This is a genomic window from Pseudohalocynthiibacter aestuariivivens (assembly GCF_018457175.1).
GTDB classification, from domain to species: Bacteria; Pseudomonadota; Alphaproteobacteria; order Rhodobacterales; family Rhodobacteraceae; genus Pseudohalocynthiibacter; species Pseudohalocynthiibacter aestuariivivens.
Genome location: NZ_JAGFNU010000001.1, coordinates 484397 through 497019, shown reverse-complemented (window position 1 = coordinate 497019; position 12623 = coordinate 484397). Strand labels below are relative to the sequence as shown.

14 protein-coding genes are annotated in these 12623 nt (G+C 50.2%); 7 read left to right on the top strand and 7 right to left on the bottom strand.

Features of this window, described 5'->3' with window-relative positions; translation table 11 throughout:
* Nucleotides 1-62: 62 nt before the first annotated feature.
* Entirely contained in the window at nt 63-320 is a 258-nt protein-coding gene (locus J4E70_RS02510) for a hypothetical protein (RefSeq protein WP_213887475.1), read from the bottom strand.
* Nucleotides 321-427: 107 nt separating this feature from the next.
* Here J4E70_RS02510 and J4E70_RS02505 point away from each other — a divergent pair, with 107 nt between their 5' ends.
* Nucleotides 428-787, top strand: coding sequence for a VanZ family protein (locus J4E70_RS02505; RefSeq protein WP_213887474.1), 360 nt, complete (start codon nt 428-430; stop codon nt 785-787).
* Between the two features lie 63 nt (nt 788-850).
* Here the strand turns inward: J4E70_RS02505 and J4E70_RS02500 are convergent, their stop codons facing one another.
* The 3 genes from J4E70_RS02500 to J4E70_RS02490 form a co-directional block, all read right to left on the bottom strand.
* Nucleotides 851-1831 carry an agmatinase gene (locus J4E70_RS02500; protein ID WP_213887473.1) on the bottom strand — a complete coding sequence of 327 codons (981 nt, stop codon included), beginning with the start codon at nt 1829-1831 and terminating at the stop codon, nt 851-853.
* A gap of 167 nt (nt 1832-1998) precedes the next feature.
* Nucleotides 1999-2655, bottom strand: a complete 657-nt coding sequence (locus J4E70_RS02495; protein ID WP_213887472.1) for an NUDIX hydrolase — start codon at nt 2653-2655, stop codon at nt 1999-2001.
* Between the two features lie 170 nt (nt 2656-2825).
* On the bottom strand, nt 2826-3320 hold the full coding sequence (locus J4E70_RS02490) for a hypothetical protein (protein ID WP_213887471.1): 495 nt from the start codon (nt 3318-3320) through the stop codon (nt 2826-2828).
* Between the two features lie 295 nt (nt 3321-3615).
* Between J4E70_RS02490 and J4E70_RS02485 the strand changes: the two genes are divergently transcribed.
* Together J4E70_RS02485 and J4E70_RS02480 are read left to right on the top strand one after the other, a co-directional pair.
* Complete coding sequence (locus tag J4E70_RS02485; RefSeq protein ID WP_213887470.1) at nt 3616-5922, top strand: toll/interleukin-1 receptor domain-containing protein; 2307 nt, start codon at nt 3616-3618, stop codon at nt 5920-5922.
* A gap of 192 nt (nt 5923-6114) precedes the next feature.
* Nucleotides 6115-7158 carry a patatin-like phospholipase family protein gene (locus J4E70_RS02480; protein ID WP_213887469.1) on the top strand — a complete coding sequence of 348 codons (1044 nt, stop codon included), beginning with the start codon at nt 6115-6117 and terminating at the stop codon, nt 7156-7158.
* On the opposite strand, the gene J4E70_RS02475 is transcribed toward J4E70_RS02480, so the two are convergent.
* Genes J4E70_RS02475 through J4E70_RS02465 form a run of 3 tightly spaced genes read right to left on the bottom strand, consistent with a single transcriptional unit; the run spans nt 7155 to nt 9344 of the window.
* Nucleotides 7155-7892: a creatininase family protein gene (locus J4E70_RS02475; protein ID WP_213887468.1), complete on the bottom strand. Its 738-nt coding sequence runs from the start codon at nt 7890-7892 to the stop codon at nt 7155-7157. The two genes, J4E70_RS02480 and J4E70_RS02475, sit on opposite strands and share 4 nt — an antisense overlap.
* The gene (locus J4E70_RS02470) at nt 7889-8533 is read right to left on the bottom strand and encodes a glutathione S-transferase family protein (protein ID WP_213887467.1); all 645 of its coding nucleotides are present in this window, start codon (nt 8531-8533) and stop codon (nt 7889-7891) included. The genes J4E70_RS02475 and J4E70_RS02470 overlap by 4 nt, the downstream gene beginning before the upstream one ends.
* A 34-nt stretch (nt 8534-8567) precedes the next feature.
* Nucleotides 8568-9344: a transporter substrate-binding domain-containing protein gene (locus J4E70_RS02465; protein ID WP_213887466.1), complete on the bottom strand. Its 777-nt coding sequence runs from the start codon at nt 9342-9344 to the stop codon at nt 8568-8570.
* Nucleotides 9345-9468: 124 nt separating this feature from the next.
* Here J4E70_RS02465 and J4E70_RS02460 point away from each other — a divergent pair, with 124 nt between their 5' ends.
* Genes J4E70_RS02460 through J4E70_RS02445 form a run of 4 tightly spaced genes read left to right on the top strand, consistent with a single transcriptional unit; the run spans nt 9469 to nt 12565 of the window.
* Nucleotides 9469-10221, top strand: coding sequence for an amino acid ABC transporter ATP-binding protein (locus tag J4E70_RS02460; RefSeq protein ID WP_246531567.1), 753 nt, complete (start codon nt 9469-9471; stop codon nt 10219-10221).
* 9 nt (nt 10222-10230) lie between these two features.
* Nucleotides 10231-10968 (top strand): amino acid ABC transporter permease, encoded by a 738-nt coding sequence (locus tag J4E70_RS02455; protein ID WP_213887465.1) that lies wholly within the window; start codon nt 10231-10233, stop codon nt 10966-10968.
* 11 nt (nt 10969-10979) lie between these two features.
* Nucleotides 10980-11564 (top strand): carboxymuconolactone decarboxylase family protein, encoded by a 585-nt coding sequence (locus J4E70_RS02450; RefSeq protein WP_213887464.1) that lies wholly within the window; start codon nt 10980-10982, stop codon nt 11562-11564.
* A 35-nt stretch (nt 11565-11599) separates the two neighbouring features.
* Complete coding sequence (locus J4E70_RS02445; protein WP_213887463.1) at nt 11600-12565, top strand: isopenicillin N synthase family dioxygenase; 966 nt, start codon at nt 11600-11602, stop codon at nt 12563-12565.
* Nucleotides 12566-12623: the final 58 nt, after the last annotated feature.

The following is a 12623-nucleotide window of genomic DNA, read 5'->3' as shown; positions in this document are numbered from 1 at the left end:
TGCTTCGAAGGACCGCCGCCAAAGCGCGGCGGTTTTCCTTTAGAGGCCATGATTTTCGACGGTTACACAGATCCACCCGCTGCAACACGTGCCTTATGCGCTGCCAAGCTGCGTTCAAACGTTGTGACATTTTTCAATCTTGCCTCCCAGTCAGCCTTGAACGCCAGCCATTCAGTGCAACGCTGTTGACGCTGGTAACAATCCTTCATGAGCGCCTCACCTTGCTGATACTCAATTGTCTTACGCTCAATTGCGCCAAACGGAGACACCGAAGGACTACAGGCCGTGAGGAAAAGTAAGATTATGAGAGAACCACGCATAACTGGCCCTGAATTATTAACACTTCCAGAGTACATGGCTTTGCAACTTAGACAATGGTAACTAAACGCTGAGATGTGTAGAAGATTAGGAAACAAGGTTACTTTTTATGTCTTCTCGGTTGGCCTGGATCATATCGATCGCAATTTTTGTGTTGATCACCATCGGGACGCTGACCCCTTTGATTGAACCACCCAAGAGACCGGAAATAAGTTCAGACAAACTCCATCATTTGGTGGCGTTTTGGGCGTTGGTCATACCGCTTTGCTACTTTCACTTGCGAAATGCGATCTGGGTACTTCCAGCCGCGATTGTTTACGGGCTTCTAATCGAGATCATCCAGCCGATGGTGGGCCGGCAAGGTGAATACCAGGATTTTCTGGCAGATACGCTAGGAGCCATACTAGGGTATGTCACAGCTTTTCTAGGTGTAACAATCCGCAATTCACGATCTGCGACGAAATCCTAGCATGTTGACTGCTAGACGTTCGCCCGAAGGCGAAACAAAACTAAACTTGATTGTCGGTCATAGCTACGCCTGGTTTTCCCGAATTGCAGCGGACAAAACACACATGAGCTCAAACATGATCGAAACTCCTAGCCAGGCTGTACCGCCTGTGGGATCAAATGGTGGCGATACTTCCACCAAATCTGCCCCAATCAGGTTCACACCTTCAAGCGCACGAACAACCTGCTGCGCCTGAAAACTATTGGGGCCACCAATCTCTGGTGTTCCTGTGCCGGGCGCGAACGTCGGGTCAATGAAATCAATATCGAAGGTGCAATAGGCTGGCTCGGTGCCAACGATACCTCGCACTTCCGCCATGACATCTGCCGCGCCCCTATCAAAAAACTCTTCAATTCGAATAATCCGGATACCTTGATCCAGACCCCATTCAACATCTTCGATATTGTACGCAGTACCGCGAATACCGATTTGAACCATGCGCTTTGGATCAACCAAACCTTCCTCGATCGCGCGGCGAAAAGGTGTTCCGTGGGTATATTTATTGCCACCAAAGTAGCTGTCAAAAAGGTCGGTATGAGAGTCAAACTGGATCAACCCAACAGGCGCATCGCTTGCAAGCCCGCGCAGTATCGGCAGAGCGATCAGATGATCCCCACCCGCCGTCATCGGCGTAATCTTGTTTTGCTTTAAGCCAGCGTAGAAAGTGGAAATGCGTTCCATGCTGTCGTGCAAATCTATTGGGTTTGGTGGCACGTCACCAAGATCTGCACAATTGACCGATGAAAAAGGGTTTATCCCACTCACGGGATTGCCTGCACGGATCATTGTGGAATAGTCACGCAGGCTTCGCGGGCCGTGTCTTGCACCGGGTCGGTTGGTCGTCCCACCATCCCACGGCACACCGACGAGGCCCAATTCGACAGCTGCGTAGTTTGGGTCATCGGAGGTCAGATAAGGCAGACGCATAAAGGTGGGAACACCTGCGTACCGTGGTAAATCCATCGCTGAAACAGGCTGAAAAAACGGATTAATCTTGCGGGTCATGTCTGATCCTCAGGTTCTATCTTGACGCACTGGGTCGTCGCGTGAGCGTCACTTGTTGGTAGCATATGAGCCCCAACGTCTGAAAGGGCGATCAGTTGCTTTTGACCTTTTCGACCCTCAAAACCAGTTAATGCGCCCACTTGCGAGTCTCTTAGATACTTCGCCCTCTAGGTCAGAGAGTACAAAGCGGCCGGTCGATGGCGCCCACCTTGTGTTTTTTCCTCCAGATCCGTAAGCGCCCAATTTGCCATGATCCATTTTCTGAAATTTCGCTTATCCAATGCTTCTCCTTTGATGATTTCAAAAACACTCTGCGCTTGGGCAAGCGTGAATTTTCCCGGCAAAAATTTAAAAACTACCCGTGCAGATTGCGCGATATCGCTTGAAACCATGTTTGCAAGACGCTCCCGGCCCGCGTTCAGAATGTTCTCGTGATCGAAAGCGAGCTTTGGCAGGTCTGACAGATTGTGCCACTGCGCATCGCTTGCATCCGTTGCAGCGCTCAGCACAAGTTTGTCAGACGGAACCAAAGCGAGAAAAGCGATCGTGATCACCCTTTCCCGCGGGTCACGATCAGGTCGGCCAAAGGCACCTAGTTGTTCCAGATGAATACCTGTCAGGCCCGTTTCTTCTGCCAACTCTCGTGCGGCCCCGGTTTCCAGATCTTCATCCATCTGAATAAACCCACCAGGCAACGCCCAGGCCCCCTTAAACGGGTTAAGTTTCCGTTGAATAAGAAGAACATGCAATTCCTCGTCACGGATTGAAAATATCACAATATCTGCCGTGACGGCGGGATGCGGGTAATCATATGTATAACTCATACTGGACCTTTATTTCGAAAACCATGATACGTGTATAATGAACACTAACTGTGAGCAATATCAATTGATCACCTTAGTCGGCATTATGGGTTTCCATCAGAAATTTGGCCGCCCTTATCGAAGGAACGGCCAAATTCAATGAAAAAAGAGGCCTTCAAGGCCTCTTTTTCTTAGTAAGTTTCAAGGTGCAGTTCTGCGTCACACATGCTGTTGTTAAATGTGCCAACCCAGATGTCATACCACCCTTCGGACGGTGAGGTCAGGTAGATGCGGGGGTTGCCGTTTCCGGCAGCGTCGTCATCGAAGAACCAGTTTTCGTTCGCTGTGTTCACCAGAAGTGTTGTGTCACATTCTCCGGTGACCGAAATTTCGAGGGCATAGTCACTGGAGCCATCGTAGTACACTTCGAAATCCGGGCGGTCCGCTACAAAACCGGTTGCTGGTTCTGGGGTCTGATCGCTTACGCGGCAGTAGTCAACCTGGACGTCCCCACCAGCAAGAACTGAATAGCTGTGACGCGTATAAAGTTGCTGGGCATTGCTGTGGATTTCGGTCCGGGCTTCATCACGCCAATCTGGGCAGGCCGCAGAGGCAGAACTTGCTGATCCGATTGTTGAGAGTGCCAGAGGAGTTGCGACTGCGAGTACGAGTGTTTTGAGTTTCATTTTCTATTCCCTTCGTTCTTTGTTTGGTTTGTGTGTTTGTATCTTTTTGATGGTGTTAATTTGACACTAACACTTAGTGTAGTCAACACACTTTCTTTAATTTTTTACTCAGCTCTTGTCAAAAATGAACTAAGCTAATTGATTTTATTGCTTTATTTTTTTTAATTTTTGATCCGGAAACTCAGGTGCAGATCAAATCAACGAATTTTCATTCGTAATTTTGCTAGAATCATTCCTTTGCAGAAGCCGGCATTTCACCTAAGATTCTGGATCAGAAACGGACATCTTCAGGTAAATGAACAACAAAGCCAGAATTTTCATTTCCTATTCGCGTCAGGACGATGCCGTTGCGAACAATATCTACAACGCGCTTAAAGCAGACGGGTTTCAGGTATTCATTGATAGCGAAGATATCCTCTCGCTTGAGGAATGGCGCCCGCGTCTGGCAGAAATGATCCGAAGCGCGGACGTCGTGCTGTGCATTCTTAGTCAGGCATCGCTTTTGTCAGATACCTGCAAGTGGGAACTTGAGTTTGCCAACCAACTCAACAAACGCGTGGTCCCTGTCGCTTTGGAAGATGTCGGCGCAGATTTACCCCCGACAATTGCCCATATTAACTACATTCCCCTCTATGGAAACGTCGTCTTTGAGCCGCAACTGGAAAAAGCAAAGTTCGCCTTTGACGCGGATATCGAATGGATACGCGCCCACACGCGATTTGGTGAACTGGCGAACCGGTGGGTCAACAAGATAGGCACTGAACTGCGCGGCAAAGACCTGCGTAATGCTATCGACTGGTTAAACAGACAGCCCAACAATACACCTGATCCCACACCTGAACTGAAGCGATTTATCGCCGTAAGCAGGCGAAAGGCACGTCGCAACATGGGCCTTAACCTGATCGCAGTAGTCTCAATTGTCATTGCGGCCGGTTTTATAGCAGTCCTTCAAAAACAGCGCGCTAGTTTAGAATTCGCGAAAGAACAGCAACGCATTGCGCGACAAGCCCGTGATCTTGCCACACGCAATCCGGAAGAGGCCATAAGAATGGCGCTAGGCGTTTGGCCACCAGCGGCAAGCACCCAGGAAAGCGGCCCTATGGATGCTTTAAATGCCGTCAGCACAGCGATTGCGAACCAACGCCTTCGTGTCCACATCACTTCGCAAAAAGGCCCGGTTTTACATGCGGCGTTCACGCCCGATCAGCAATACATTGTGACTGCAATGAACCGGCAGACCGTTCAGTTATATGACGCTGTTACCGGGGCCTCCTTTGGTAAATCCCTGAATACACCTGGGCCTGCGACCACATTTAATTTTTCGCCAGACGAGCAACGTATCGCTGTTGCATCTGGAAAAAACGTCATCGTTTGGGATATCAGTTCACGCGTCCGAACCGGCACGAAGATCGAGAACAATGTAGACGTCTCCGCTGTTACCTTTACTCCTGATGGGAAAACAATTGTGACAGCCGCCGTCGACAGGGCGCTTCGCTTCTGGAATCCGGACACGGGCAAGGAAACGCGGCCTGCACTTCAGATGGATGCTGCCATCGTTGATGTTTTCTTTGGGGGCGATAAGGGCTCACTGCTGGTCGTCACGGGTGAAAGAGTGCGCATTTTTGACTTTCCAAGTGGTACCGAAAAACGTGACCCAATCCAACATGTCGGTCAGATTACGCGAGCTGATATTTCGCCAGATGGTCACTCCATCGTAGCCGCCGCCAACAATATGGTCGGGGTATGGAAGTTTGAGACTGGTCTTGCACTGCTAGAGCCACAGCCGATCTATCCGAAAGGTACCGAAATTGGCAGCATCGCGTTTTCGCCTGACAGCACACGCATCGTAACCGTCTCCACCGGCAAAACTGTTCTTATGTCATCGGCGGAAAACGGTAACGAAATGCTTGAGATTCGCAATTCCTCTAGCCGCTTTACGCAGGCAGCGTTTTCACCTGATGGCAACCGGATCGTTACAAGTTCCGAAGCAGCCGCGCATGTATACGAGGTAGCACTTGGACTACATCGGCGTCTTGGCCAAACCTCGGCACATGACAGTTTGATCGAGGCATCCCTGGCATCTGCGGTGCCTTATGAACGATCGCTCATGTCTCACAATCGTGAAATTACGGCAACTGTCCCCGAAGACAACGTTGTCGCGCTTGAAAGCACCAGCTCCGGGCGTCCAATTTCTAATCGGACTCTGTACCACAGTGGAATTGTATCAAGCGTTGCGTTTTCACCTGATGATCGTTTTCTCGTAACGGCTGCAGATGATGGCAGTGTCCGGATATGGGACACGCAGTCCAGTCTTTTGCTGTTTATGCTTCGCCATCCCGGGAAACCAATTGATACGAGCCTTTCGGCGGATTTCACCGACGAGGGCCAACATGTCGTCACGTGGCGAGAAACGGATGACATACGAGTCTGGAACGTAAATCTGCCGGGGGGAAATCTGATGCAAACTGCCTGTTTGGTTTTGCCCTTTAAAGATGGATATCGCACAATCGTGCCCCCGGTACGAAACACGGATGAAGTTACCACGCTGCAGATCGATGATTGTTCAGACTACTCACCCCAGATGCCAGTTTATCACGAATAGATCTTACAAAGGTCAATTGCCTGATTTTCCAGTTCGCAAGTGTAACCACATTCAGCGGCATTTCATATTCCCTTCATATTCATTTCATCAAGCACAAATCCTCGTTAGTTGGTGGTGAAACCTAAAGATGGCAGTATATGTTTATCGCTGCCAGACAGGCCTCTCCAAAGCCTAGTATTTTAAGGAAACGCGATGAGCACTGAACAAAAACGCGCGAATTTTGCCCTTCAGGGCGGCGGTGCCCATGGCGCGTTCACTTGGGGTGTCCTTGACAAAATATTCGAGGATGGGCGGATCGATATTGCCGCAATCTCTGGCACATCAGCCGGAGCTATGAATGCGGTTATCTGCGCTGATGGTATCATGCGTAGTGGTAAAGAAGGCGCACGCGAAGCCATGCACTGCTTTTGGCACAAGATGAGCGAAAACGGACGTGCCAGCCCGGTACAAAGACATCCCATAGACGTTTTCATGGGAAACTGGAGTTTGGAAAGATCGCCCGGATACCATTTTTTCGAGGCTCTTTCCCGGGTTTACTCGCCTTATCAGCTAAATCCAATGAACATCAATCCGCTGAAGCAGGTGCTGGAAGAAACCGTCGATTTTGACCGTGTCCGATCCTGTGACAAAATGAAAATTTTTATCTCCGCAACGAATGTCGAAACAGGCCGTGTTCAGGTTTTCAATCGCAAGGAATTGACCGCTGACATGGTCATGGCGTCTGCTTGTCTTCCACTCATCTATCAAGCCGTCGAAATTGATGGCGTACCCTACTGGGATGGTGGCTATATGGGGAACCCGTCTTTGTTTCCGTTCCACACTGAATCTGATTGCGCAGATATCGTGGTCGTCCAGATCAATCCTATAGAAAGAAAAGGAGCGCCTAAAAGCGCGCAGGACATTTTGAACCGGGTCAATGAAATCAGCTTTAACGGAAGCCTTCTGAAAGAACTGCGTTCGATCGATTTCGTTTCACGTTTGATACGTGAAGGAAGTTTGTCCCCGGATGAATATCGCGACACAAGGGTGCATATCATCGAAAACCAGAAAGAGCTTATGCCGCTTGGCGCATCGTCAAAAATGAATGTTGAGTGGAAATTTTTGACACATCTCAGGGATCTTGGTCGTCAGACCGCCGCCGACTGGCTCAAAGAAAACCACGCCCACATTGGGGAAAAATCAACAGTCGACTTGCGCGCCATGTTTCAGGGTATCGGGGCGCAGCATCAGGGTTAAATATCTACTGTGAAAGACGCAAAATCCTTTGCGACGCAGGCTGCGGCGGTCTTCAGCAAAATCTCTCCTTGCTCTCTAGACGCCAAAGCCGAGTGGGACCCAACTCGGCCATCGGGAAAGGCCACACGGTGTTCTGCGGCAGGGCCATGTTTATCACCGGCATGTGTTTGAATAAATTCAGAAGAGAGTTTCACAGGTGGGTTCTGTGCTTGTCCGGGTAGAACCGCACGATGATTAACCTGTGTGATTGATATTTCTGACGGGGTCGCGTGCATGCCTTCCCAGTCACCATACCACTCACGGCGCAGGTTGTTCACCGGTTCAAAGTCCCACCAACTGCGCGCCCTAACCTTTTTTTCATCCAAACGAGCGGCTTCAATTCGTAGCGGCTCAAGGTTTGCTCCATGACCATTCAGAACGTAGATCCGCTTGAAGCCTTGCGAAATCAAACCTTCGAACAGCTCTCTTACAACGGCCTGATAGGTTGCAAATGAGAGCGACATAGTACCCGGAAAGTCCATGTTGAATGGGGCGGGCCCATAACAAAGTGTTGGTGCAACAATTGTATTTGTCAGTTCCGCTGCGGCCTGCGCAATATCCTCTGCACAAATAGCATCTGTACCGATCAATCCCATTGGTCCGTGCTGTTCAATTGAACCCGTCGGCAGAATAATGGCGGGCGCGCGTGCCAGATGTGCGTCAACCTCTTGCCACGTCATGAGATCAAGTTTCATTCAGTCGCCTTTGCCAAATAGCCCAGCAACCGTGGTAAATACTCCGAAAGCTCGGCATCAACGGCCGCGTGACGCCGAAGGTCTTCACGATAGGTGCGAATTGCATCTGGCCAATTAACAGGCAACCCGATCGCCTGTTCCAATGCGGCAATCCATTCAACCGAAATTGCAAATCCGATATCGCCCAGCCATAGTGCATCACGTGACAGTGGGGCCGTCTCCAACAACCGAGCGAGTGTTTTCAGATGGCGTGATAAAACTTCACCACCGGCACGAAGACGCGCGTCGTCACGTGCCGCTTTGGGGATCAGCGAAAAAAGCTGGCGCAATGCAGGTTCAAGGCGCGTGTCATGAAACCGCGCTCTTTCTCGAATCTTGGCGCGGCCTGTAAGATCATCAGGCAACATCGCTGGCTCAGGGTATTTCTCGTTCAGGTATTCAGCGATCGCCTCTGAATCAGCCAGCAAAAGGTCTTTGTCGATCAATGCAGGTAAATTCCCGGATGGAACGATTTTTTTATATTCGTCCGAACCATAGCCACCCGGCGGTGACAATTCTTCCCATTCAAGGGATTTGTGTCGGAGCAAAATTCGCAGCTTAGCGCAGTAAAGGCTAACCGGGATTGCATAGATTGTTAGCATCGCGAAAAGGGGGCTTTCGCCCCCTGCCCTTTGATCAATTCAGCAACTGCCATTTGCGGCCCAGTTCTTCGAAGAACCCCTGTTCCTGCTTCAGACCAATCCATGTGTTTACATAGTTGATCCAGACCTGATCATCCTGCGGTAAAAGCATGGCGATTGGCGTTGGTGCGCGTGGCGCAGAAACTGGCACGATCATCATCTGTTCGTACTGCGCAACCAGCTTGTTCGCCTCGACGTTAGACGTGATATGCGCATCTGCACGACCGGAAAGCACTTCCTGAAAATCACGCGCGGGGGCTTCGACAATGCGATGTTGCGCATTCGGGAAAAACTCTTTCACCTGGGTTTCCTGTGTTGTGCCAAGCGTTGCTGCGACAGTCACGTCAGGCTGATCAAGATCTCCCCAGTCATTGAAACGCCCCTCGTTCGTGCGAAGCGTAAGTGGCACGGTCGCAAGCGAGAAATAGCTATGGGAGTATCCCGCCGCTTTTGCGCGCGCGGGCGAGACTGAGGCAGAGCCTGTCATGTGGTACTGGCCAGAGGTCACACCGCTGACAAGTGTTTTCCAGTCTGTCGGTACAAATTCAATCTCGACACCTAAATCAGCAGCCAGCTGGGTCATCACATCAATATCGTAACCACGGTAGGAATTGGTTGCCGGGTCACGCATTGTCATCGGATTCCAATCTCCGGTTGTGCCCACCTTAAGCACACCCTCAGACAAAATTTCATTCAATGCAGATTGTGCCTGCGCGCTGGCGGCGCAAACGACGACGATAAAGGCTGTAAAGGCAGCTTTTAGCAATTTCATGGAAATCTCCCTGTTCGCTTTAACTAGTGCAGGTTGGTCCAATTTCTGGCGGCGTACATAAACTAAGTAAATTGCACCACAGTTAACTACCTGCTTTACTCAGTAAACGCCGCAGGGGAAAAATATGCAACCAACCACGCAAAACCCAATAATCAAAATACGGCGGGCCAGCAAATTTTTTGGTCCTTTTCAGGCACTCAAAGACGTTTCACTGGATGTTGATCTTGGAGAACGTGTTGTCGTCTGCGGGCCATCAGGGTCTGGAAAATCCACTTTAATCAGATGTATTAACCGCCTTGAGAAACATGAAGCCGGTCAGATTACGGTTGATGGAACTGAATTGTCTGACAGCCGTGAAAGCCTTACCAAGGTGCGAACGACCGTCGGAATGGTGTTTCAGCAATTCAATCTGTTTCCACATTTGACGGTTCTCGAAAACCTGACTTTGGGGCCCAAAAGGGCCCTCAAGATTTCGGATAAGGAGGCAACTGAAAGGGCGATGGACTATCTGGAACGAGTGCGCATCCCGGACCAGGCAGATAAATATCCACGCCAGCTTTCTGGAGGCCAGCAACAAAGGGTCGCAATCGCACGCAGCCTTTGTATGGAGCCCCGAATTTTGTTGTTTGACGAGCCGACATCAGCGCTTGATCCGGAAATGATAAACGAAGTGCTTGACGTAATGGTCGAACTTGCGGAAAGCGGCATGACAATGATTTGTGTCACACATGAAATGGGGTTTGCCCGCAAGGTTGCTGATAAAATGGTTTTCATGGATCACGGTGAAATTGTCGAAGCGTCAGATACCGAAAGCTTTTTCACCACACCGAAAAGCAAGCGGTGTCAGGACTTCCTCGAAAAAATTCTGAGGCATTAGGGGAAGACTATGAAACGCATATTTCTATTTCCGACCCTGCTTCTTATGCTTTCTGGCTGCTCTGGAAATTGGGGGTGGTATGTCGTCAACCCAACAACCACCGGCGGCTGGAACAACCTGAGCTTCATGATCGGCGGCGCCTACAACACAATCCTGATGTCGATGACGGCGATTTCCATTTCGATCGTGGTCGGCCTGATAATCGCGCTGCCCGGTCTGTCCGAGAAACGCAGTCTGAAATCAATCAACAGGGTCTATGTTGAAGTTGTGCGCGCCGTTCCTATCCTCGTTCTGATCCTATGGGTTTACTATGGCCTGCCCCAGCTAATGGGCATAACGCTTAATGTCTTTTGGGCGGGTGTTCTGGCGCTCGCGCTCTCTGACAGTGCGTTTCAGGCTGAAATCTTTCGCGCAGGCATCCAGTCAATAGACAAGGGACAGTATGAAGCATCGCAATCCGTTTCACTGAATTACACGGATACAATGCGTTTCGTAATCCTGCCGCAAGCGATCCGGCGTATCCTGCCCGCGCTTGGGAACCAATTGGTTTACATGTTGAAAATGTCATCGCTTGTTTCGATCATTGGATTGCAAGAACTGACACGAAAAGCAAACGAGCTTGTCGTGTCTGAGTACCGACCGCTTGAAATCTACACCATCCTTGTCCTTGAATACCTTGTGCTAATTCTGATCGTCTCGGCGGGGGTACGGTGGCTTGAGCGTAGAATGCAAGCAAGTGAAATCTAAGGGGGAGCCGCATGTCAGCATGGATTGAAATGATTTCCGATGAAGAGGCGAACCCAGCCTTGAAGGAAGCGCTTGATTTTGCGCGTACACCACATGGAACGGTAGACAACGTAATGCGTGTCCACTCTTTACGGCCAAGCACCATGACCGGACATGTTAAGCTTTATCGCGCGTGCCTGCATGACGAGAGTAACACAATCCCGATGTGGTTTCAGGAGGTGATAAGCTCTTATGTCTCCAAGCTGAACGAATGTCCCTATTCCTACGCCAATCACTGGTCTAATGCGCAACACCTGATAGGGGACGATGCGCGTTCTGATACAATAGAAACGGCTTTGAAAGCAAATCGGCCGGAAGATGCGTTTGAAGGAGCAGAGCTTGCACTGCTGCACTACGCTGAAAAGCTTACCATCAAACCCGGCAATATTGAAAAGGCGGATGTAGACGCCCTAAAAACAGCCGGCGTTGACGATGGTGAAGTCCTCGAAGCGAACCAGATTATCTGCTATTTCAACTACGTGAACCGACTTTTGAACGGGCTTGGGGTGACTACTGAAGGCGACACCGTTGGCTATTATGTAAAGGACGAAACTTAATCCGAAGAAAACGGATCTCGATAGAGGAGAGTCCAATGAGCTACGCAGACGCAAAGCAGGTCAGCAGCGACGTTATTCCAGTCATCGACATCACGTCACTTCGCGACGGGACCGATGCTGAAACAGTGGCTCGTCAGTTACATGTTGCCAACACCGGACTTGGGTTTATCTATATCAAAGGTCACGGCATCCCCAATGAACTGATCACGAAAACACGTACTGCTGCGTTCGAGTTTTTTCGCGCCTCGCCCAAAAATAAGGAAGCTGTGCGTGTTTCCAAAAGCCACCGCGGCTGGATCGCTGTTGGTGGCGCAAAGATGGAAGATGACGCAAAGCCCGATCTAAAGGAAAGCTTCGTCTGGGGGTATCAGGACAAGACCGGCAATATGCCTGATGACCACGAGCTGCGCGGCGAAAACCAATGGCCTACCTTTTCGCCAAACATGGAAAACATTGCAATGGAGTACTTTGAGGCTGCGCATTTAGTTGCACATTGCCTGATGCAGGGCTTTGCATTGGGCCTTGGTCTGGAGCGCGACTTTTTCCTGCAAACAAATGACGCCCCCTTAAGCCGTGCTTCAATGGTTTATTATCCAGCGCAGCCTGAAGCCGCAGGCAAAGATCAGTTTGGCGTCGGCGCGCATACAGATTTTGGCGTTTTGACTGTCTTGTGTCAGGACGATGTTGGCGGCCTTCAGGTGCAGGATATAAACGGCGAATGGATTGCCGCACCCCCGATTGAAAACACCCTGATTATCAATGTCGCTGACCTGTTAAGTCGCTGGACCAATGGGGCCTATAAATCAACGCCACATCGCGTTGTGAATAGATCAGGAAGGGAACGGCTGTCTCTTGTTCTGGCATATGATCCAAATCCCGAAACCATGATCGACGCGCGCGATGTTTTTGGGCCCGAATGCGCACCTGAAAATCCGCCAATAACCTGTGGCGATTATCTCAACTGGCGCTTTGCCAAGGCTTTCAGTCACAAAAAAGCGTAGCGTGGGCACATCGACGGAGCGCTCAGCCCTTCGAAATCGTGTAAACTAGCTCGGGCTG